Annotated in this window: 19 protein-coding genes; 12 read left to right on the plus strand and 7 right to left on the minus strand. The window is 40.9% G+C overall.

Going from position 1 to position 22051, the window contains the following annotated elements:
• The first annotated feature begins 230 nt into the window (after window positions 1-230).
• Window positions 231-3308: a carboxypeptidase regulatory-like domain-containing protein gene (locus H5180_RS00590; RefSeq protein ID WP_182757446.1), complete on the plus strand. Its 3078-nt coding sequence runs from the start codon at window positions 231-233 to the stop codon at window positions 3306-3308.
• Window positions 3309-3371: 63 nt separating this feature from the next.
• On the opposite strand, the gene H5180_RS00595 is transcribed toward H5180_RS00590, so the two are convergent.
• Window positions 3372-3803 carry a MarR family winged helix-turn-helix transcriptional regulator gene (locus H5180_RS00595; RefSeq protein ID WP_149979983.1) on the minus strand — a complete coding sequence of 144 codons (432 nt, stop codon included), beginning with the start codon at window positions 3801-3803 and terminating at the stop codon, window positions 3372-3374.
• Between the two features lie 129 nt (window positions 3804-3932).
• On the opposite strand from H5180_RS00595, the gene hmgA reads away from it, so the two are divergent.
• Window positions 3933-5234: a homogentisate 1,2-dioxygenase gene (hmgA, locus tag H5180_RS00600; protein ID WP_182757447.1), complete on the plus strand. Its 1302-nt coding sequence runs from the start codon at window positions 3933-3935 to the stop codon at window positions 5232-5234.
• Window positions 5235-5241: 7 nt separating this feature from the next.
• Entirely contained in the window at window positions 5242-5871 is a 630-nt protein-coding gene (maiA, locus tag H5180_RS00605) for a maleylacetoacetate isomerase (protein WP_182757448.1), read from the plus strand.
• Window positions 5872-5877: 6 nt separating this feature from the next.
• Here maiA and H5180_RS00610 read toward each other — a convergent pair whose 3' ends face one another.
• On the minus strand, window positions 5878-6111 hold the full coding sequence (locus H5180_RS00610; RefSeq protein WP_145234371.1) for a TIGR02647 family protein: 234 nt from the start codon (window positions 6109-6111) through the stop codon (window positions 5878-5880).
• 181 nt (window positions 6112-6292) lie between these two features.
• Between H5180_RS00610 and H5180_RS00615 the strand changes: the two genes are divergently transcribed.
• Window positions 6293-6595, plus strand: a complete 303-nt coding sequence (locus H5180_RS00615) for a DUF1496 domain-containing protein (protein ID WP_145234374.1) — start codon at window positions 6293-6295, stop codon at window positions 6593-6595.
• Between the two features lie 65 nt (window positions 6596-6660).
• On the plus strand, window positions 6661-6927 hold the full coding sequence (locus tag H5180_RS00620; RefSeq protein ID WP_145234376.1) for a VF530 family DNA-binding protein: 267 nt from the start codon (window positions 6661-6663) through the stop codon (window positions 6925-6927).
• 42 nt (window positions 6928-6969) lie between these two features.
• Here the strand turns inward: H5180_RS00620 and H5180_RS00625 are convergent, their stop codons facing one another.
• On the minus strand, window positions 6970-8595 hold the full coding sequence (locus tag H5180_RS00625; RefSeq protein ID WP_182757449.1) for a diacylglycerol kinase family protein: 1626 nt from the start codon (window positions 8593-8595) through the stop codon (window positions 6970-6972).
• A gap of 274 nt (window positions 8596-8869) precedes the next feature.
• Window positions 8870-9871, minus strand: a complete 1002-nt coding sequence (locus H5180_RS00630) for a branched-chain amino acid aminotransferase (RefSeq protein WP_149979978.1) — start codon at window positions 9869-9871, stop codon at window positions 8870-8872.
• Window positions 9872-10233: 362 nt separating this feature from the next.
• On the opposite strand from H5180_RS00630, the gene H5180_RS00635 reads away from it, so the two are divergent.
• From H5180_RS00635 to H5180_RS00665, 7 genes are all read left to right on the plus strand, one after another.
• On the plus strand, window positions 10234-10773 hold the full coding sequence (locus H5180_RS00635; protein WP_182734204.1) for a sigma-70 family RNA polymerase sigma factor: 540 nt from the start codon (window positions 10234-10236) through the stop codon (window positions 10771-10773).
• Window positions 10770-11456, plus strand: coding sequence for an anti-sigma factor domain-containing protein (locus H5180_RS00640; RefSeq protein ID WP_145234383.1), 687 nt, complete (start codon window positions 10770-10772; stop codon window positions 11454-11456). The genes H5180_RS00635 and H5180_RS00640 overlap by 4 nt, the downstream gene beginning before the upstream one ends.
• A gap of 177 nt (window positions 11457-11633) precedes the next feature.
• Window positions 11634-13226, plus strand: coding sequence for a DUF4331 domain-containing protein (locus H5180_RS00645; protein WP_145234387.1), 1593 nt, complete (start codon window positions 11634-11636; stop codon window positions 13224-13226).
• 11 nt (window positions 13227-13237) lie between these two features.
• Window positions 13238-13753, plus strand: a complete 516-nt coding sequence (locus H5180_RS00650; protein WP_145234389.1) for an Ig-like domain-containing protein — start codon at window positions 13238-13240, stop codon at window positions 13751-13753.
• A gap of 51 nt (window positions 13754-13804) precedes the next feature.
• Entirely contained in the window at window positions 13805-14812 is a 1008-nt protein-coding gene (locus H5180_RS00655; protein WP_182757450.1) for a lipopolysaccharide assembly protein LapB, read from the plus strand.
• On the plus strand, window positions 14809-15927 hold the full coding sequence (locus H5180_RS00660) for a HupE/UreJ family protein (RefSeq protein WP_182757451.1): 1119 nt from the start codon (window positions 14809-14811) through the stop codon (window positions 15925-15927). The genes H5180_RS00655 and H5180_RS00660 overlap by 4 nt, the downstream gene beginning before the upstream one ends.
• Before the next feature lie 140 nt (window positions 15928-16067).
• Window positions 16068-16655 carry a GNAT family N-acetyltransferase gene (locus H5180_RS00665; protein ID WP_182757452.1) on the plus strand — a complete coding sequence of 196 codons (588 nt, stop codon included), beginning with the start codon at window positions 16068-16070 and terminating at the stop codon, window positions 16653-16655.
• A 92-nt stretch (window positions 16656-16747) separates the two neighbouring features.
• Here the strand turns inward: H5180_RS00665 and H5180_RS00670 are convergent, their stop codons facing one another.
• The 3 genes from H5180_RS00670 to H5180_RS00680 all read right to left on the minus strand — a co-directional run bounded on the left by H5180_RS00670 (window position 16748) and on the right by H5180_RS00680 (window position 22040).
• Entirely contained in the window at window positions 16748-17362 is a 615-nt protein-coding gene (locus H5180_RS00670; RefSeq protein ID WP_182739503.1) for a TetR/AcrR family transcriptional regulator, read from the minus strand.
• Window positions 17363-17499: 137 nt separating this feature from the next.
• A complete protein-coding gene (locus H5180_RS00675) occupies window positions 17500-18909 on the minus strand; it encodes an efflux transporter outer membrane subunit (RefSeq protein ID WP_182757453.1) in 1410 nt (469 codons plus the stop codon).
• Window positions 18909-22040, minus strand: a complete 3132-nt coding sequence (locus tag H5180_RS00680; RefSeq protein ID WP_182757454.1) for an efflux RND transporter permease subunit — start codon at window positions 22038-22040, stop codon at window positions 18909-18911. Before H5180_RS00680 ends, H5180_RS00675 begins: the two co-directional genes overlap by 1 nt.
• Between the last annotated feature and the right edge of the window lie 11 nt (window positions 22041-22051).

A 22051-nucleotide genomic window follows, 5' to 3' on the forward strand; every position in this document is an offset into this window, starting at 1 on the left:
TGCATAAAGCACTGGGTTTCATACTTTTGTCATATTTAATGAGTAGATTGACTCATGGGTACTAAATTGCTCGAAAAACCGCAGTTTTGTTCTAAACTACTTTTATTACAAATTTATGTGCAATGTAACTTATTTGTAATGAAATAATAGGGTACAATTTAGCTGCTTGGAAAATCCGAGCAAATTAATACCAAAACTAAAAATATTACACCTTACACGGGAAATTAATAATGAAAATTCAACTACGCAAAACAGCACTTTCACTTGCTATCGCAGCTTGTGTTGGCGTAAGTGGCGCAGCGTTTGCAAATGAAACTGCATCATCTGTAAAAGGCCAAATCACAGGTCCAAATGGCAACCCAGCCACTGGTACTCAAATTACTATTATCCACTTACCTTCTGGTTCAACAAAAACAACAACAGTAAATGAACAAGGTAACTTCTCTACAAAAGGTTTACGCGTAGGCGGCCCATATAAAATCATTGTTGATTCTGATAAATATGAAGATACTCAACTTGATGATGTTTATTTAACACTTGGTCAAACTTACCCAGTAACTGTTGCACTTCGCTCGCAACAAATGGAACAAATCGTTGTTAGTGGCGCGCCAATTAGCGCTCAATCAGGCAGCACAGGTCCAGCTGCTTATTTCACTTTAGATGATTTAGAAAACAAACCAGCTATTAACCGTGACTTAAAAGATATTATTCGCGCTGATCCACGTATCTATATCGATGAAACAAACGCTGGTGCTATCAATTGTGGCGGCGGTAACCCACGTTTTAACAGCTTAACTGTTGACGGCGTTCGTATGAACGATAACTTTGGCTTAAACTCAAGTGGTTACCCTACTGAAAGAATGCCTTTCTCGTTTGATTCAATTGCACAAGTTGCAGTAGAACTTGCACCATTTGATGTTCAATATGGTGGTTTTACTTCATGTAACATTAACGCCGTAACAAAGTCAGGTACCAACGAAATCACTGGTGGTTTCTTCTATGATTATACCAATGACTCAATGTCAGGTGACTCAATTGAAGGCGAGAAACAAGAGCTTGGTGATTACTCAGAAAAACGTTACGGCTTTAACGTAGGCCTTCCTCTTATTGAAGATAAGCTATTCTTATTCACTTCTTATGAGAAGCTTGAAGGCGCACAAATTTTTAATTATACGCCATTTGCTAACGGTCGAATTGATCAAGCAACTATTGATCGCGTTACCCAAATTGCTATCGATAAATATAATTATGACCCAGGTACTATGGTACCTAGCATGCCAGTTGAAGATGAAAAAATCTTAGTTAAGCTAGATTGGAATATTAACGAAGCTCACCGTGCAAGCTTTGTTTATAACTATAACGACGGCTTCAGCCTAGCCCAGTCAGACGCAGATTCTAGCGAAATTGCTTTATCTAATCATTTTTATGAGCGTGGTGCTGAGCTACAATCTTACGTAGCATCAGTATATTCAGATTGGACTGATAACTTTTCAACCGAAGTTCGCGTAGGTTACTCAAAACTTGATAATCGTCAAAATTCACTTGATGCAGCATCTGGTTTTGGTGAGTTTAGAATCGATACTGGTGATATTGATATTTACATGGGTCCTGATGACTCTCGCCAAGCGAACAAACTTAAGTATGATAATTTATCACTTAAATTAGGTGGTACATATTACCTTGAAGACCATGAGCTATCATTTGGCTATGAGCGTGAAGAGCTTGATGTTTTCAACTTATTTGTACAGCATAATGAAGGTGAATACCGTTTTGGTTCTATTGAAGAGTTTGAAAGCGGCTTTGTAGACAGAATTTACTATGGTAACGCTTCAAGCCAAAATCCTGATGATGCCGCGGGTGAATTCAAATATGCACTGAATACAGTGTATTTCCAAGATAAGTTTGCACTTATTGATTATGATGTAACATTTACTGCAGGTCTTCGTTATGACTGGTATACCAGTGATGATACACCAACTTATAATGCTAACTTTGAAGAACGTTATGGCTATTCAAATAGCCAAAATCTTGATGGGGTTGACTTACTTCAACCACGCTTAGGTGTTAACTGGATATATAATGATCAGTTAGAATTGCGCGGCGGTATTGGCTTATATTCAGGTGGTAACCCTAACGTATGGATTTCTAACAGCTATTCAAACGATGGTGTTCGTAATGTTCAAGTTAATCAAAGAAATATCCAAATCCTTGGTCCTGATGCAATAGCATTCAATGGCGCAGGTCAACCTGGTTACGATATTCCACAAGGCTTATATGATAAAGTAGGCCAAGGTGGTGCTGATGCTGATGTAAATGTGACGGATCCTAACTTTGAAATTCCATCAGAATGGAAATTCTCACTAGGTGGTACTTATATCACTGAAAGCGATTATGTGTTTAATGTTGACTACCTTTATACCGATAAGCAAGATTCAGCCATTGTTAAAAACTTAGCATATGAAAAAACTGGTGTAGCGCCAGATGGTCGCCCAATTTACAATGGTGGTTCAGACTTCTTGTTAACCAATGTTAAAGGCGATGATGCTTACTCGCATATTCTGTCTCTTGCAATGAACAAGTCATTTGATAATGGCATCGATTTTGCTATTTCTTATGCATATACAGTGTCTAAAGATGTTAACCCGATGACTAGCTCTGTAGCATTTTCTAACTATCATTACGTTGCGGTGTCTGATTCTGAAAACCCAGGTGTGGCAACATCTAACTATGAAATTCCGCACCGTTTTACGATGAGTTTAGCGTATAGCCATGAGTTATTTGATGGTTACGAGACTAAGTTCAACCTATTTGGTCAAGCACAACAAACAACACCTTACTCATATGGATTTGACTCAAGATCAGGTGGTATGGGATACAACGATGCTGCTCGTCAATTATTGTATGTACCAACACTTGACGACAGCCAAGTTGTTTATGGTGCAGATTTTGATCAAGCAGCCTTTAATGAGTGGGTTGAAAGCGAAGGCCTAACTCGCGGTAAAATCAATAACCGTAACAGCATTGATGGTGATTGGTGGGTTACGTTCGATTTCAAAGTTGAGCAAGAATTTATGGGCTTTACTGATGATCAAAAAGGCTCAGCATACTTTGTTATCAAAAACATCGGTAACATGCTAAATGACGATTGGGGCGTGCTGAAAAGCGGCAGCGCATTACAAAACGCTGTAACGACTGAAATTGTTAATGGTCAATACGTTTACACCAGCTTTAATGATCCAGCAGGTGCAAGTGTAGAAACTAAGCCGTCACTTTGGGAAATGCGTGTAGGTGTTAAATACACATTCTAATTTGCTAAAGTAACTTACAAATTAAATTAATTTTAAAGCCCATCTTTTGATGGGCTTTTTGTTTTATTCATCTAATTTACTAGTTAACTTATCTAAACAACTAAGCAAGGTTTGATACTCGGCTTGAGTTAAAACATCCAACAGATTCTTCTCCCACGCTAAAGCAGCTGGGGCTAATTGCTGATACAAGCCCAACCCTTGCTCACTCAACGCTAACAAGCTGGCGCGTTTATCTGCTGGATCGATTAAACTCACTACATAGTGTTTATCTATCAATGCCTTAATTGCCCGCGATACCGTGGATTTATCCATTGCTGCTTGCTCGCACAATGCTTTCGCGTTGCTTTGTCCAAACTGGGCTAAATTAAACAAAATACGCCACTGAGGAATGCTTAAATCACTTTGCTGTTGATACACGGGTGCAAACTGTTCACTCATTTTACTGGCTAAGTTAGCCAGACGATAAGGTAAAAATGTCTCTAAATCGAGTGCCATAACGGCTATGTCCTCTTAATTTACAATCATGTTTAAGTGTCCATAAATATGTACAGTGACAAAAAGCACGATGTTTGAATTTAGTCTCACTTGAGAGTATCTTACAGTAAAACATAAAGGAGTCGAGTGATGACCAGCGAATTAAAATATATGACAGGATTTGGCAATGAGTTTGAAACCGAAGCTCTGCCTGGCGCATTGCCTATTGGGCAGTTTAGCCCGCAAAAAGTAAAATACGATTTATACGCTGAACAATTTAGTACCACCGCATTTACCGCGCCGCGTGCTGATAACCGCCGCACTTGGATGTACCGTATTCGCCCATCGGTTGTCCAAGGTGATTACAGCGCAATTGATAACGGTTTAATTCGCACCGCCCCAATTACCGAAGTCCCGACTCCACCTACTATGCTTCGTTGGGATCCAATTGATATTCCAACCACGCCAACCGATTTCATTGATGGTTTGATCACTATGGCTGCAAACGGCAGCGCCAATGGCCAAACAGGAATTGGCATCCATGTTTATGTAGCGAATAAATCAATGACTGATCGTTATTTTTATAATGCCGACGGCGAAATGTTATTTGTGCCGCAGCAAGGTCAGTTACTGCTGAAAACAGAATGTGGTAATTTAACGATTAAAGCGGGTGAAATCGCAGTGATCCCGCGTGGCATTAAATTCCAAGTCATTTTGCTCTGTGATACTGCTCGTGGTTATATCTGTGAAAATTATGGTCATGCTTATGTGTTAGCTGAGCGCGGCCCAGTGGGAGCCAACGGCTACGCTAACGACCGTGATTTTCAATACCCTGTTGCTGCCTTTGAAGATAAAGAAGGTGAGTTTGAGTTGGTTGCTAAGTTCAACGGTAATATGTTCCGCTGTGATATAGGCCACTCCCCTTTAGATGTTGTAGCCTGGACGGGCAATAGTGCACCCTATAAATATGATTTAGCACGTTTTAATGTAATGAATACAGTGAGCTTTGATCATCCGGATCCGTCTATTTTCACAGTACTGACATCCCCATCAGGCACAGAAGGCGTTGCTAATATTGATTTTGCAATTTTTCCTCCACGCTGGATGGTGGCAGAAAACACTTTTCGCCCACCCTATTATCACCGCAATATTATGAGTGAATTTATGGGCTTAATTGAAGGCGTGTACGACGCCAAAGAGCACGGTTTTGTACCAGGAGGCATGAGTTTACATAATTGTATGTCACCGCATGGCCCAGAAGCTGATGTATTTGAAAAGGCCTCTAACGCAGAGCTTGAACCGCAACGCTACGAAAATACCCTCGCGTTTATGTTTGAATCACGTTACGTTATTTCACCAACAAAATACGCATTAGAAGGCAAAGAGCGCCAACCTAACTACACTGACTGCTGGCGTACTATTAAAAAACACTACAGTGGCCCACAAGGATAATTGAACCATGAAACTTTATACATATTTTCGTTCATCTGCCGCATATCGCGTGCGTATTGCGCTTAATTTAAAAAATATTCAGCATGATTTAGTAACTGTTAACTTACTAAAATCTGAGCAACAAGCACCTGAATACCTAGATAAAAACCCGCAAGGGTTATTACCTGCGCTGGAAACCAATGACGGTGTACTCGCACAATCGATGGCAATTTTAGAATACCTTGAAGAAACACACCCCGACACACCACTATTATTTGGTGATGCCTGGCAAAAAGCCCAGATCCGTAATTTATGTTATGCCATTGCCTGCGATATTCATCCTATTGATAACCTACGGGTACTGAAATATTTAAGCGGTGAACTTGGTGCTGACGATGCAATCAAAAATACCTGGTATCGTCATTGGGTAGAGGTTGGTTTTGAAAAAATTGAACAGCTACTTGATCATACAAATGAATATTGTGTGGGTGATAAACCTAGCCTTGCTGATGTGTGTTTAGTGCCGCAAGTCTTTAATGCTTATCGTTTTAACGTTGATATGACTGCGTATCCGAAAATAGCAGCCATTTATGAACGTTGTAACAAGCTTGATGCATTTATTGATGCTGCACCACAAAACCAACCGGATGCAGCCTGATATTTTTTAATTACCCAACGCACTGTGTAGCACGGTTACGTGCTCTATCAGATCTAAGCCCAGATCGGTTAAGTAACCGCCATCTGGGCTATCTATAATACCTTTATCAAACAATCGTTGTGCTGCGCTTAATAAGCTTTCATCAGCATCACTATGTAACTTAATACCTTGCATTTTACTGGTTAATGGAAATTTTGCTAACAGTGTAAATTCGTCAATCATCGTTTGTTTAAATTGCATGTGCTCACCTTGTCTTTAGAAAATTATTTTTGTGGATTTTACCCTAACACATTTTATGGCCAAGTCACCCTAAAACCCTAAGTGGGCTGGTTTAAACGCATTTAATTGCAACTGAAACTAGTATTTTGGGATAACTTAGGTATAAGCTTAGTGTAGTTATTTTTTAATGCAAAGGCTAAATATGCGAATTATAACGATTATAGGCATCTGTTTTATCAGTGTAATTTACTCGGCTAATAGTTTCAGTAATAATCAAAAACCAGCCTTGTTTCTTGACGCAAAAAATATAGTTAGCGAGCAACAACTCTGTTGGTTTGAAGATCAACGCTACAGCGAAGGTGCGATTATTATAATGGCTAATGTGCGGGTGATTTGTGCAGCAAAAAAACCTCATCACAATAATAGCGCGTTAAATTGGTTAATGCTCAACGAGCAAAATGAAATTATTTACCCAACCGCTCCTAAAACAATTCGCGTTAATTAATAGAATTGGTATCAACGCACAGTTACGTTACAATAGCAGCGACTTTTATCAAGCAATAGTGAATTATGAATCAGCAAGCAAACAACCCGTTACATGGCATTACACTCGAACAAATAGTAGTAAAACTCGAGCAAACACTTGGCTGGAAAGCGATGGGTGAGCATGTTGATATTCGCTGTTTTAAATCAGACCCAAGTGTAAAATCGAGCCTAAAATTTTTACGTAAAACACCTTGGGCTCGTACCAAGGTCGAGCAGTTATACCTCGATAACTGTGTCGATGCACAACCGCAAAACAGTGGCTTTGTGTGGCCTAGTATTAAAAAGAAGTAACAGCCATTGCGCGTTATAGCTTATAACGCGCAACAAGTTCAGTTACTCGACCTGCTCTGCACAGATCACCGCCAGTGATTGCGGAGTAATTTCAATGATCAATTTATCAGCACTTTTAACTTCACCATCAAGTACATATTTTATTTCCTGAGTCGCCGATATTGCAACGCGGCGCGCATTGGTATGATGTGAATTAATCGCAAAATGTGCTTGGGTAATACTGCTAAATACCAGCTCAGCAATACTTAATACATTGGCTGATGCGTCTTGGTTTGGAGTGAGCCAATTAACATCGAGCAAGCCATCATAGTGATCAGGCTGTCCCCCACCTTGCGCTAGTAAAGTAGTAAAAGGTGCAGCATTAGCGACAATTAAACTATTGGTATGTATTTGCTGCGGCTCGTTATCATCTAGCTGTACTGTGAAATCTTGGGCTTTTTGTTCGCCTAAAGCTTGCCAGAAGCCCTGTAAATATGCGAACTGACCAAGCTCGTTTTTAGTATCCCGATCGGCTTTTTCAATCATGTGTTGTTCAAAGCCAATCCCTGCTAACAGCAGCATTAACTCACCATTGCAATATGCTGTATCCATTTGCTTGGTTTGCCCTTCAATAATCAAATCACATGCTACTTCCACAGGGATCAACTTTGACTTAATTCCCATTAAAACATGTGCTAGAGCATTGGCCGTGCCAAATGGGATAATACCTAATTTACAGTCTCTGTTTACCAAAACACTTGCCACTTCTGCCACTGTGCCATCGCCTCCGCAGGCGATGATCATATCTGGCTTATCAGCTATCGCTTGTTTGGCCAACACAATCCCATTTTTCTCGACTGATGTGATCATCACTTTTAAGTTATAATAAGCAGATAAACGCGCAACAATTAAATGCTCTTTTTGCTGCCATAACTTAGTGCCGGAAACTGGATTAGCAATTAATACCGCTTTATTTTTGATTATTAACTCACCCTTTCTATGGCGTTTAACTATTTGACGTAGTTGGTGTTTATTTAAATTAGCGGTTTCGCGTGTTTCTTTTATTTGCGCAAGCACTTGATGTACATCAGCCTCCTTATTTTGACTGAGTAAATAAGCCGCCATCACAAACACCGATCGACCACGACCCAACGCACAATGCACCACCACTCGACGATTATCTTTAATATGATGGGCAATCCAGTTAATCGCTTGATTAAGCTGCGAACGTGTTGGGACTCGATGATCAAGCACAGGGATATTTAAATAGTTTATGTTTTCTTGTGTTGATGACCATTCAAGTCCATCAAATTCACAGGTTACATCTAAAATCGCGGTAATACCGTTATCTTTTAAAGTATCTATATCTGAAGGGAATAACCGACAGGCTAAAAATAAGTGTTCGTTAATTTGTTGTAATGGCGGTACTTTATCGTGCTTTCGGCTCCACGCGTTATAAACTTGTGCCCCCAATAAAAAAGGTATGAAAGCCCAACGAATGTAAAACGGGATAACACCGTTTTCTCGTTTACGAAAAATTTTTGCAATATTAAAAAAATAGGCACCGCTTACCAGTAATAAAGATAAAGCCGTCCAATAGAATAGCAGCGAAAAATAGCTAGGACTAACCTGCCACCCCATAATGATAAATACAATTGCCAATAATAAGTAACTTATTGCGGCCCACATAAACGCTCCTTTTGTCGTTAGTTATACCCAAATAGAAATGCAATCTATGCGCCACTAATAAAATTTCACAGAAATAAATATTCATATATATTTCATAGCATTAAGATATCAACTGATTAGTTTAGTGATACTTGCTGTGTTTACATACGTTATTTTTACACACCTTTGCAGCTAACTTACACAGTTGAAAGTATAGATTATTAAATAACTTAGACCATAAAAAAGCCTAGGTTATAAATAACCTAGGCTTTTTATAAAAACATATCGTTTAACTTTACACGTCGATTTTGGTTAACCAGCCATGGGTGTCTGGTGCTTTACCCCATTGAATATCGTTAAGGGCTTGGCGCAAACGCATTGTCGTTGGCCCTGCTTCACCACTGCCCACTTTGTATTCTTTATCATTATGAATAAAAGTACCCACTGGGGTTAATACCGCAGCAGTGCCAGATAAAGCAGCTTCAGTACCCGGTTTTGCAGCACGCTCAAGTAATTCAGTGACTGTAAAATTGCGCTCGGATACTGTCATACCTAAATCTTTAGCGATGGTTAAAATACTGCTGCGCGTCACGCCATGTAAAAAGGTGCTGTCTAGCGCTTTAGTAATAATTTCATTACCATCAATTAAAATAAAGTTTGCGGCACCAGTTTCTTGTACATCACCGCCTGGACAGAATAGAATTTGGTCGGCTTGATGTTGCAAGCGTGCTGCCGTAATGGGTGCTAATGCGCTAGCGTAGTTACCACCGCTTTTGATCATACCCATGTGTGGGGCACAGCGCATACCATCTTCTTCTAACAATACTCGCAGCGCAGTCGCGCCACCAGCAAAGTAATCACCAACAGGTGATAATAGCACATACAATAATGAACTTAATGACGGCACAGCCGCTTTACCAATTGCAGCTTCAGTACCGATATGAGTTGGACGAATATACATAGAGCCAGGTGGTAACGGCGTTTCATCAGCATATTGGCGAACAATATCAATGATCATTTTTTCAAGCATGGCTCCATCAACTTCAGGTAAACTTAATAAATGCGAGCTTTGTTTCATGCGGGCAATGTTAGCGTCCATACGGAAAATATAAACTGAGCCGTCTTCATGGCGAAATGCTTTTAACCCCTCAAAACATGTACTTGAATAGTGAAGAACATGTGCACCAGCATGAAGTTCAATTTTATCTGACGGAACAACAGAGCTTTCGCTCCAAGCGTTATCAGTAAAACGTGCTTGAATCATCTGCGGCATAAATACGGTACCGAATGCGGCCATTTTAATCTCTCTTATGTGGTCTACTTTTACCCCATTGTATGACATTCATGCACCGTTTAACCATAACTAAAACAAGGCATTTATTGTAAGCAACGGGATTTTTTTGCAATTTGGTAAAATTTCAATTTTGTCAGCCATATTGTTTTACTTAAAAGAGTCATTAATCACTTCAAAACTTCGATTGTAAAACCTTGCTACCAAATAGCCGACGGAGCTTCTCAACTTGATAAGACGTATTTTGCTGCTAGGCTAACTGGTGGAAAAGCATGAAAATAATAGTAAGCACCCATCATTTAGTTGGTTTTTTGCATCCAATTTACATCCTGAAACGTTTACCAACTGACAATAAAAATAGGAACTTTATGGAAACCGACGAATTATTACCTCTACTAAGTGCAACCGCACAGGGCAATAAACAGGCATTTGCTAAATTGTATAATGCCACAAGTGCAAAGCTGTTTGCGATCAGCTTAAAAATGTTAAGCAATCGTGCACATGCTGAAGAAGCGCTACAAGATGCATTTGTGAAAATTTGGCACAATGCATCTGATTATCAAGTAACTAAAGGCACTGTCATCAGCTGGATGATCAGCATTGTTCGTTATCGTAGCTTAGACTCTTTGCGCTATCATAAAGTCCGTAAAGAGCAAGCCCTAGATGACGACTCAGCAATCTCAGATGATTTAACTGACTCACCTTTAGCTATTGATTACGAAGATAAAAGTAAACTCGTTGATTGTATAGAGCAACTAGATGAACAGCAAAAACAGGCGATCCACTTAGCCTACTACAAAGGCTTGACTCACAGTGAGTTAGTTGATCATATTGATACTCCGCTTGGCACAGTAAAAAGCTGGATCAGACGCGGCCTGCAACAGTTGCAAAGGTGCTTAACGTTATGAATTATGACAATCAAAAACTCATCGATATGTTGGCGGCTGAATACGTGTTAGGAACATTAAAAGGCTCTGCTCGCAAACGCTTTCAACGTTTGATGCTCTCATCAAATCGTGTTCGAGAGGCGACCTGGATGTGGGAGCAACATTTAAATAATTTAGCCAGCTCAATTAAATCTGTGCCGCCAGATAGCCATGTTTGGGAAGCAATTTCACAACGTATTGACCCACAGCAAGTAGTATCGAACAATGTTATTCAACCTAAAACTGGTATTTGGCAAGCTTGGTCGTTAATTGCTACCGCAGCCTGTGTAGTATTAGCTTTGATTATTTGGCAGCCACAAACGCCTGTAGGGCAAAACACTCAGCAAATTGCACTGTTTAAAGATGCCAGCGAAAAACCATTATGGTTTATTGATATCAACGAGCAAGGCTTATCAATAAAAGCCAGCGAGCAGCTTACGGCAAGGACGGATAAAGATTATGAGCTGTGGATGATTTTAAAAGGGCAAGATATACCAATATCATTAGGGCTACTTCCTAAAGATGGCGTTAAATCAATATTGAAAGACGCACGTTTTAACGCGCAAGATATTGCCCTGTTAGCAATTAGTATAGAGCCAATAGGTGGCTCACCAAACGGCTTACCTAGCGAAGTACTTTACACTACTGAATTAATTTTATTGTAGTAAAACAATAAAAGATAGTTGAAAACCAGCGCAAGCTGGTTTTTTATTGTTTTAAAATCAAAACAATACAAATAAAAAGACATTTTATTAACTTTATTTACGTTTCTTTGCATCTAATTACGACCACCATGCGTTATTAACTATGACCACTATTTATTAAAACTAAAGGACAAAGTCATGAAAGCTTTAACTCCGTCAATATTAGCAGTTGTAGTATGCAGTACCTTAGTAAGCGCCCCATCAGAGGCGTCAAGTCACCGTGAAGCTCCAAATATCAGTCGTTTCCCGACTTTAGATTCAACAGATTTTTATGCATTTAACAGTTATGAACAAGGCCGTGGTGATTATGTCACCCTGATTGCAAACTATATTCCACTGCAAGATGGCTATGGTGGACCTAACTATTTTGCCATGGATCCTGATGCAACCTACAGCATCCATATTGATAACGATGGCGATGCGATTGAAGATATTAGTTTCGCCTTTAACTTCAAAAGTATGCTGCCTAATGACAATCAAGGCGTTGCATTAACCGTTGGCCCTGAAGGCAACCAACGTACTGTTGCTGTACCACTTAAAAATGTTGGTGGTGTTGCAGCTGGCAATAATGCCGCAGTTAACTTTAGCGAATCATACACTATGACGATGATCGCAGGTGATCAGCGTACAGGTAGCAAAACCATGCTAACTAATACCATGACCAGCAGTAATGAATTCCACAAGCCACTTGATTATATTGGCGATAAAACGTTTTCATCAATGGATGGCTATAAAAGCTACGCAGCGCAATTTGTATATCAAGTAGCGATCCCGGGCTGTGACGGTATGGCAAAAGTATTTGTTGGCCAACGTAAAGATCCATTCGTGGTTAACCTAGGCAAAACCTTTGACTTAGTGAACTATGTGCCGGTAGAAGGCGACAGTGCGCCGGGCGCAGGTGATGGCGAGGGCTTCCCTGGAGGCATTACACAATCGGCAGATAATGATGACTTAGCAGATAAAAATGTGACCGCAATTGCTATTGAAGTACCTAAAAGCTGTGTAGTTGGTAATGGCAATGGCACTATTGGCACATGGACTACAGCTAGCTTACCACAGGCGCGTATTTTAAACCCAAATGCTAAATTTGCTAACAATGCGGTAAACGGTGGTGCGCTTACTCAAGTATCTCGTTTAGGTAATCCACTTGTTAATGAGCTGGTAATTGGTTTAAAAGACAAAGATACCTTCTCAAGTTCACAGCCTAAAGACGATGGTCAATTTATTGATTATGTTACCCACCCATCTTTACCAGAGCTATTAAATATTCTGTTCAAAGATGCGGTTAACACCACCTTAGGGGCAAATCTAGCGACCCTTGCACCAACGAATTTTCCACGTAATGACTTAGTAACTGCATTTTTAACTGGTTTCCCAGGCGTTAATCAATTGGCCACTGTTACAGGCGCTGAAATGCTGCGTCTAAATACCAATATCGCTGCAAAAGCACAAGCAGATCAATCAGCATTCGGTGTTGCTGGCGATGATTTAGCGGGTTTCCCAAATGGCCGTCGTCCTGGTGATGATGTAGTTGATATTGCGCTACGTGTGGTAATGGGTCGCTTATGCTATCCAATTCCAGTAAATGGTACAAATACTGATTTAGGCCTGTGCACATCTGATGATGCCAGTGTAGGTAACGTACCATTTACTGATGGTGCACCAGTGAACGCTACGATGATGGATGCAAGCTTCCCATATCTAGCAACTCCACTTGCAGGGTCTAAATAAGGAGAACACTCATGCAACATTTTAAATTATCACATCTTGGGTTATTGCTTGCTGCGCTTACACTCAGCGGCTGTAGCAATGATGACGACCATAACACCGTTGAGATACCACCGATGGTAAATAAAGCACCCATAGCAACAGCTGATATGGTAACCACACAAACCGAAGTTGTAATTGAAGACATGCTACAAGGTTCTGATCCTGAAGGAGATACTCTTACCTTCAGTCTGGTTACTGAGCCAATGCTAGGCATGGTAGTGGTTAATAGTGATGGTAGTTACACCTATACGCCGAACCTTGAAACGACTGGCTCTGATAGCTTTACCTTTGCAGTCAGTGATGGGGTAAACAGCCAAGTTACCGCAATGGTTGATATCACTATTGAAGCACTTGAAGTCGATTTTGCACAACTAGGCCGTGCAGCATTTAACCAAGCGGCTACCGATAAGCCACTGAGTGTGAACGGCCGTACATTCACAAATGCGGATGAAAATGCCACATTTGACGATTTGTTAGGTAACAACTAAATCACACAATAAAACTTGCAGGCCATGGATGGCCTTTTTAAGGAGAATGCTATGATCACCCGTGCTTTTACTTACCTTTGTTTATTGATCTCTGTTAATGCAGGGGCTGAACCTTATACGCCAGCAGATGACGAGATCATCGCAAAAGCCCGCACAATAAATACCGCACACCTTAATCAAGACGAATTAATGACGTTACTGATAAATAGCCAACAAGTAGGTCAAACTGAGCTTCGCCAAGGCTTATTAAAAAACCAGTTACAGCAGCGCTATGCGCAATCTCCCACACCACAAATTGGCTACATGTATGCACGCGTTTTACAACGTGAACATCAATTTTCAGCAGCCTTAGCAATCACCGATGCAGTACTAAAACGCGATCCTAACCATGTTAACACCCATCTATTACGCGCCAATATGCTAATGGTTCAAGGTGACTTTAAAGCCGCCAAACAACAATGCTTAAAACTCTTGGCTCTAACAGCAATGGATGTAATTAATACCTGTACATTTGATGTACTAAGCCAAGACGGTCAATTAGCACAAAGTTATCAAAGTTTAGCAAACAGTATTACAAGTAATAAACAAAGCGATAATACCCGCCATGTATTGGCTGAAATGGCACTGAGACTCAATAAACCCGATGAAGCGCTCGCTCATATCCAGTCATTGCCATTAAAAACAGCCCCCGTCAGCCTTGTAGTGTTATGGGCAGATATTTATTTAGCGCAAGGGAATTATCAAAAAGTGCTTAACACTTTGCCCGCACTGGTAAATGAAAAACAAAATTTAGAGGATGCCTTGTTGCTGCGCTTAGCAATTGCAGAGCAACACTACAACGATACCTCGCTGAAACAATGGCAAAATTTAATGGCGCAAAGAGTGGCGCTGCGTGAATTACGCCAAGACAGTTTCCATGCCAATGATTTAGCTCACTATTATTTAGACATCAATAAACAGCCAGGAAAAGCCCTATACTGGGCAAAAATAAATTGGCAACAAGCCAAGCTTAATGCCGATCAGCAACTACTTACACGTGCACAAGGAGCCTCTTTATGAACGCATTTGTAACTGCGTTTTTTTGTAACCTGTGTTTATTTTTCATGTTGCAAGGAACAGCTCAAGCACACCAATTAAGTACCAGCTATATTAATTTAAACGCAATTGATGACAGCCATTTTACAGGTAGTTGGCAAATCAACGTTGCCGATTTAGAGCAACAGGTGGCGTTTGATTTAAACCAAGATGGGGCTATCGCATGGCATGAGATCAGTACAAAACATAGCGCCATAAGTGATTTTGTCCTGACCTCACTGACGGTAACATCAGCGGACGAGCAAGTATGTACGCTTACCAGCGACGCTCCGTTGCAGCTTGATAGTCATTTTAATCAACCCTATGTGGTTGTTAAATTGCAATTATCCTGCCCAGCTCTGGACACGAACCACAGCGCCATCGCATTTCATTATCAGGCATTTTTCGATACTGATGCCAATCATAAAGCAATTGTCACTATCAATGAACAAACTCGCGTGATGAGTAAAAATAATGCCCTTCAAACTTTTGATTTTACTAAAAGCAATTACCTCACCACTTTTAATCAATATGTTTACCAAGGAGTGCTGCATATTTGGCTCGGACTTGACCATATCTTATTTTTAATTGCATTGTTGCTTACCTGTGTATTAGTAAAAAAATCAGCAAAATGGCAAGGTGCAGAATCAAAAGTCACGATCTTCAAACACACCGCATGGATAGTTACCGCATTTACTTTGGCGCATTCAATCACTCTGACCGCCACTGCAATGCAATTAGTTACACCTAACAGTCGCTGGGTAGAATTGGGAATCGCTATATCGGTGTTGTTTGCAGCTCTTAACAATATTTGGCCATTAGTTGTGCGTTTAGGTTGGGTCACATTCGCCTTTGGTTTATTGCATGGCATGGGCTTTGCGAGTGTATTAGGTGAATTAGGGCTATCCAGTGACTATCAATTACTCAGCGTGCTAGCATTTAATTTAGGTGTAGAGATAGGCCAACTGGCTATATTAGCAGTTACATTACCAGTCCTTATTTGGGCAAGAAACTATCACTGGTATCAAAAATGGGTGATGCCTGCAGGCTCACTCGCCATCGCAATAATCGCGGTACAGTGGTCAATGGAGCGGATTTGAGGTTATTGATTTATAGCTGAAATCAACAGATTAATTGTAAAATTCAATGTGTAAGTTGCTATCATTGAATCCTTATAGGATCATCTCTATGTACAAAACGTTGAGATATTAAACAATGGCCCTAGGAGTAAGGGAAATATATGCAGTGGTTAAAACCAATGCCATTGGTTGGGCACTTTATAACGCTTGAGGTGTTAAGCTTACATCATATTGATGAATTAAAACATGCGGTGCTTGATGGAGAGTCTTGGAAATTATGGTATGCCAATGTTCCTTCGCCAGAACAAATGCACAGTTATGTTGAACGGGCAATTATTGAAGCCAAAAACGGCAATAGCGCCTTCGCCGTAAGGTGTAATAGTAGCCATAAAATAGTTGGCACAACTCGATTCTATAACGTAGACGCACAGCATAAGCGCGCATTACTAGGCTACACATGGTATGCCAAGGCTGTACGAAGAAGTCCTGTAAATACTGAATGTAAACTTTTGATGTTGAAGTATTTATTTGATACTCACAATGCCATTGCAGTTGAGTTTAGAACACACTTTTTTAATCAACAGTCGCGAAAGGCAATTGCAAGGCTAGGCGCTAAACAAGATAGTATTTTACGCAGCCATCAAATAACAAGTGATGGATCGATTCGCGATACTGTTGTTTATTCAATTATTGCATCAGAGTGGCCAGCCGTGAAGAATCATTTACTGAATAAACTAAAATATACTTAACTTATAATTTAAAGTATTGCGCTTTAAGCCAAAAATTAACTCAGCAAAGAAGATTAAACGACACCTCTTTGCGGTTAAGGGCTCGGCTCTAATTAGAACGGTACAAGCAACACCCGCATTGCCGGGCGAAGCGCTAATAATAGCGTGGCTTTATCAACATGTGGATTAAGCGTTTTACGTATGGTGATCCCATTTATCATTGCAAACATCACTTCGATACGGCTTTCAAGTTCAGTTGCACTAAGGTCTTTTATCAAACTGCGTTCACTCAATAAAAGATTTCGCATTTTCTCTCTGGCGTAACAATCAGACTTTCGCAACTGCTCTGCCACTTTATCGTTGCGCGCAGCTTCAGCGAACATCTCTAAATCCAGTGCACCTTGGTTTACATCAGTATGATGATCCACTGCGTGGTCTAAACCATCGAGTAGAATCGTTACTAAGTCACCAGGTTGATCTTCATACTCCTGAAAAATAGAGAACAGTTTTTCCATATCCTGTTCTATAATCGATTCAATGATCGCTTCTTTACTGGCAAAGTAATTGTAAATATGTCCTGCGCTCATCCCTGCGGTCTTTGAGATCTCGGCCATTCCTGCGCCATGATAGCCTTTTCGTCTAAAACAATCGGCCGCAGCACTAAGCACTTGCTCACGGCGTGCTTGCACAAGTGCAGGGTCGGTTTGTCTTTTAGATTTTTCTTTCATAGTAACTCCGAAAAGCGCTGCTTTTCTTTAACCTAATAATTATCACTAGCTTATATGCCCTTTGACATCAACTTTGTCAGTTGCCACAAAGAACTTAATAAACTAGTGATAAACTATACAGTGGTGCAGCCTAGCGGCTATTCACTCTGTTGAGCCGACCGTTGCCAACCGCCTCCAACCGCTTTATACAAACTAATTTGGCTCGTAATATAGGCTTTTTTACCGCTAATGAGTTGTTGCCCTGCACTGTACCAATTACGCTGTGCATCCAGCACTTGTAAATAGCTATCGGCGCCTTTTTCAAAGCGAGCTTCAGAGAGTGTAAACGACACTTGATTACTGTTATACAGATCTTCAAGCGCACTTAGCTGCTGCATATAGCCTTCCCTATCGGCAAGCGCATCAGAGACTTCTTTAAATGCCTGTTGAATCGTTTGTTCATAGGTTGTTAGCGCAATCTGTTGCTGAGTTTGCGCAACATCTAAGTTTGCTTGATTACGACCCATATTAAATATCGGTATCGTGATCGATGGCATAAAGCTCCAAGTGCCAGTGCCACTTGAAAACAAATTATCTAGATCACTCGACGCACTCCCGGCATTAGCCGTTAAGCTAATACTTGGAAAAAATGCCGCCTTTGCAACACCGATATTAGCGTTAGCAGCTAATAACTGAAACTCTGCTGCTTTAATATCAGGACGTTGTTCAAGTAACTCGGATGGTAAGCCTACAGGCACGGTCGGGAAATTTAGTACTTCATCTAAACTCTCAACAGGTAACAACTGCGCTGAAACCGGCTGACCTACTAATAAATCAAGGGCATTTTTATCACGCTTTAACAAGCGCTGATAGTTAGCAATATCAACTTTTGCGGTGGCTACAGTGCTCTCAATTTGTGCCAACGTTAACTTTGATGCCGCGCCAAGTGCATAGCTTTTTTCGGTTAACGCCAGTGATGCCTGCTGACTTTTTAGGGTTTGCGTAGCAAGCGCTAACTGCTCTTTATCAGCAGCGTAATTTAGCCACGCACTTACCAACTCAGAAATTAAGCTAATTTTTACACTCGTTTGAGTTTGCTCTGACGCGTACAAAGTTTGCAGAGCTTGATCAGATTGATTACGAATTTTGCCCCATATATCGAGCTCATACGCGGTCATTCCCACGGTAGCTTTGTAGCTCTCGCTAATTTGTGCATTACCGGTTGACGTTAAGTCTCTCGGTAAGCGCTGACGCGTGCCCGACGCAGCAAAATCGATTGACGGATATAAGGCAGAGTCTTCGATTTGATAAAGCGCACGAACTTGCTGCACATTAAGTGCGGCAAGTTTAAGGTCTTTATTATGAACTAATGTTTGCTCAATCAAGTGTTGCAGTTTTTCATTCGCAAAAAACTGCTGCCATCTTAAATCAGCTGTATTACCTTGCTCACTCTGTATTGCGTAGCTATCAGGCACCGGCAACACGATATCTTCACGCGGAGGTGCCATTTGGCAAGCACTGAGCACAAATACGCTTAGACTAGCTAAGCTTAACGTTTTGAATGTCATTATGATTGCTCCTGTGACGTTGTTTTAGTTTTGCCTGAGAATGCTCTGCGAACTAAAACAAAAAATAAAGGTACAAAAATAACAACCAGTGACGAGGCGGCAAGTGTTCCACCTATAATTGAAATACCTAATGCATTTTGTGCACCTGAGCCTGCACTTGAGGCGATAGCTAACGGAAGCACACCACACACAAATGCCATTGAAGTCATTAAAATAGGACGTAAGCGAAGTCGCACAGCCGCAATGGCCGAGTCTACTACACTCAAGCCTTCATCCATTTTATGAATCGCAAACTCAACGATTAAAATGGCATTTTTTGACGCTAATCCTATGGTGGTTAATAAACCCACTTGTAAGTAAATATCGTTTGATAAATTACCCATAAAGGCGGCCATAATCGCACCAAAAATACCCAGTGGCACAATCATCATTACTGCAAATGGTACTGACCAACTTTCATAAAGCGCAGCTAAACATAAAAATACAAATAACAGTGATAATCCATATAACAACGGCGCTTGACCGCCACTTGATCGCTCTTGATATGAAATACCGGTCCATTCAGAAGCAATACCTTGTGGTAACTGCTTAACTAAACGCTCCATTTCATCCATGGCTTGGCCTGTACTGTAGCCTGGTGCTGCACTGCCTTGAATTTCCATTGCTGAAAAGCCGTTATACCGCTCCAAACGAGGCGAACCATAAGACCAGTAAGAACTAGCAAATGCTGAAAATGGCACCATATCGCCGTTTGTATTACGCACATACCATTTATTTAAGTCCTCAGGCACCATTCGCGCATCGGCTTGACCTTGCAGGTATACTTTTTTAACGCGACCACGGTCGATAAAGTCATTCACATAACTACTACCCCACGCCGTCGAAAGTGTACTATTAATATTACCTTGCGACACACCCAGCGCTTCTGCTTTTGCAAGGTCAATATCCAGCTGTAACTCAGGCATATCTTCTTGCCCATTAGGGCGAACGCCTGCAAGTATTGGACTTTGACTCGCCATACCTAATAACTGATTACGCGCTTTTAATAGCTCATCATGGCCTAAACCAACACGGTCTTGTAAAAACATATTAAAACCATTTGCGGTACCGAGTTCAACAATCGCTGGAGGTGGAAAAGCAAATACAAATGCCTCTTTAATCGTTGAAAAATACCCCATGCCTTTTCCTGCAACGGCTCCCACTGATAGGTCGTCACGTTGGCGCTCATCCCAGTGCTTTAAGCTAACAAAACCAATTGCTGAGTTTTGCCCAGAGCCTGCAAAACTAAAACCCGTTACCGTAAAAATTGAACTAACAGCTTCAGATTGATCTTCTAAATAGTGGTTTTCAACTTTTTTAACCACTTCAAGCGTTTGCTCTGTAGTAGAGCCTGCAGGAAGCATTACTTGGTTAAACAAAATACCTTGGTCTTCATCAGGTAAAAATGCCGTTGGTAAGCTTGAAAAAATAGCCACCATGCCAGCTACAATTAATGCATAGCTTAGTAAGTAACGCTTGGAATGTTTAATCATACGACCAACAAAACCTTGCGCACCTTTATTGGTTTTATCAAAACCACGATTAAAGCCTGAGAAAAAACGACCAATAATGCTACCATCAGTATGTACATGACTAGGCTTTAATAACGTAGCACACAGTGCGGGAGTTAAAATAAGCGCAACCAGTACCGACAGCCCCATCGCCGACACTAAGGTAATAGAGAACTGACGATAAATAACCCCAGTAGAGCCACTAAAGAATGCCATCGGAATAAATACAGCCGACAGCACCATAGCAATACCTACCAGCGCCCCTTTAATTTCATCCATCGATTTTCGCGTTGCTTCAACCGCAGAAAGTTTTTCTTCGGTCATTAAACGTTCAACGTTTTCTACAACAACAATCGCATCATCTACGAGTAAACCAATGGCCAATACCATCGCAAACATCGTGAGGGTATTAATTGAATACCCGAAAGTAAATAGAATACCAAACGTACCTAACAATACGACAGGTACCGCAATGGTTGGGATAATAGTTGCTCTGAAGTTTTGTAAAAATAAGTACATTACAACAAATACCAAAACAACCGCTTCTATTAGGGTGTGCACTACTTTTTCGATTGATAATGCAACAAAAGGAGTGGTGTCATAAGGAACAACCGCCTCTAAGCCCTGTGGAAAAAATGGTTTAAGTTCTTCAAGTGCATCTTTTACACCTTGCGCTGTATCCAAGGCGTTCGCTCCACTGGCTAGCTTCACGCCTAAACCAGATGCTGGTTTGCCGTTGAAGCGCGCAACCACGCCGTAGTTTTCACCACCAAGCTCTACTTTTGCGACATCGACTAAGCGAACTACAGAGCCATCACTGTTAGTTTTAACTAAAATATCTTCAAACTGCTTAGGTGTTTGTAATCGACTTTGCGCGGTAACGGTCGCATTAAGCTGTTGACCTGCTATCGCCGGCATTCCACCAAGTTGACCTGCAGATACCTGTGCATTTTGCGCTTTTATCGCCGCAGATATATCCGCTGGTGTTAGTTTATAGCTTTGTAACTTAGCCGGATCGAGCCAAATACGCATTGCATATTGAGAGCCAAACAATTGTACTTCGCCCACCCCATCAACACGCGCTACAATATCTTGCACGTTTGATGACACATAATCACCGATGTCAATATTGGTCATACTTCCATCTTGCGACACAAAACCCACTACCAGTAAAAAGCTAGATGATGACTTAGCAACAACAACACCTTGGCGTTGTACTTCTTCAGGTAACAACGGCGTAGCTGTTGCTAGCTTATTTTGTACTTGTACTTGTGCAATATCAGGGTCAGTTTCTGCATCAAACGTCAGTGTCAGTGTTGCTGTACCACTGGATTCAGAAGTTGATGACATATACAACAAGCCATCTAAACCTTTCATTTTTTGTTCAATAACTTGGGTTACTGAATCTTCAAGTGTGCGTGCTGACGCACCAGGATAACTTGCGCTAATAGTAATGGCTGGCGGCGCAATTGAAGGATACTGCGCTACAGGCAAGCTCCTTATTGCAAGTATTCCAGCCAACATAACAACAATGGCCAGAACCCATGCAAAAATTGGCCTATCGATAAAAAATCTCGACATTAAAATACTCC

This window comes from Pseudoalteromonas sp. SR41-4 (assembly GCF_014163985.1).
GTDB classification, from domain to species: domain Bacteria; phylum Pseudomonadota; class Gammaproteobacteria; order Enterobacterales; family Alteromonadaceae; genus Pseudoalteromonas; species Pseudoalteromonas rhizosphaerae.

What these genes read in the sequence shown, in the direction of transcription:
- H5180_RS00630 (WP_149979978.1), bottom strand. Translation starts at nt 9,871, where the DNA reads ATGGCCGCATTCGGTACCGTATTTATGCCGCAGATGATTCAAGCACGT.
- H5180_RS00595 (WP_149979983.1), bottom strand. Translation starts at nt 3,803, where the DNA reads ATGGCACTCGATTTAGAGACATTTTTACCTTATCGTCTGGCTAACTTA.
- H5180_RS00615 (WP_145234374.1), top strand. Translation starts at nt 6,293, where the DNA reads ATGCGAATTATAACGATTATAGGCATCTGTTTTATCAGTGTAATTTAC.
- H5180_RS00625 (WP_182757449.1), bottom strand. Translation starts at nt 8,595, where the DNA reads ATGTGGGCCGCAATAAGTTACTTATTATTGGCAATTGTATTTATCATT.
- H5180_RS00665 (WP_182757452.1), top strand. Translation starts at nt 16,068, where the DNA reads ATGCAGTGGTTAAAACCAATGCCATTGGTTGGGCACTTTATAACGCTT.
- hmgA (WP_182757447.1), top strand. Translation starts at nt 3,933, where the DNA reads ATGACCAGCGAATTAAAATATATGACAGGATTTGGCAATGAGTTTGAA.
- H5180_RS00635 (WP_182734204.1), top strand. Translation starts at nt 10,234, where the DNA reads ATGGAAACCGACGAATTATTACCTCTACTAAGTGCAACCGCACAGGGC.
- H5180_RS00590 (WP_182757446.1), top strand. Translation starts at nt 231, where the DNA reads ATGAAAATTCAACTACGCAAAACAGCACTTTCACTTGCTATCGCAGCT.
- H5180_RS00650 (WP_145234389.1), top strand. Translation starts at nt 13,238, where the DNA reads ATGCAACATTTTAAATTATCACATCTTGGGTTATTGCTTGCTGCGCTT.
- H5180_RS00670 (WP_182739503.1), bottom strand. Translation starts at nt 17,362, where the DNA reads ATGAAAGAAAAATCTAAAAGACAAACCGACCCTGCACTTGTGCAAGCA.
- H5180_RS00675 (WP_182757453.1), bottom strand. Translation starts at nt 18,909, where the DNA reads ATGACATTCAAAACGTTAAGCTTAGCTAGTCTAAGCGTATTTGTGCTC.
- H5180_RS00610 (WP_145234371.1), bottom strand. Translation starts at nt 6,111, where the DNA reads ATGCAATTTAAACAAACGATGATTGACGAATTTACACTGTTAGCAAAA.
- H5180_RS00645 (WP_145234387.1), top strand. Translation starts at nt 11,634, where the DNA reads ATGAAAGCTTTAACTCCGTCAATATTAGCAGTTGTAGTATGCAGTACC.
- H5180_RS00640 (WP_145234383.1), top strand. Translation starts at nt 10,770, where the DNA reads ATGAATTATGACAATCAAAAACTCATCGATATGTTGGCGGCTGAATAC.
- H5180_RS00655 (WP_182757450.1), top strand. Translation starts at nt 13,805, where the DNA reads ATGATCACCCGTGCTTTTACTTACCTTTGTTTATTGATCTCTGTTAAT.
- H5180_RS00660 (WP_182757451.1), top strand. Translation starts at nt 14,809, where the DNA reads ATGAACGCATTTGTAACTGCGTTTTTTTGTAACCTGTGTTTATTTTTC.
- H5180_RS00680 (WP_182757454.1), bottom strand. Translation starts at nt 22,040, where the DNA reads ATGTCGAGATTTTTTATCGATAGGCCAATTTTTGCATGGGTTCTGGCC.
- H5180_RS00620 (WP_145234376.1), top strand. Translation starts at nt 6,661, where the DNA reads ATGAATCAGCAAGCAAACAACCCGTTACATGGCATTACACTCGAACAA.
- maiA (WP_182757448.1), top strand. Translation starts at nt 5,242, where the DNA reads ATGAAACTTTATACATATTTTCGTTCATCTGCCGCATATCGCGTGCGT.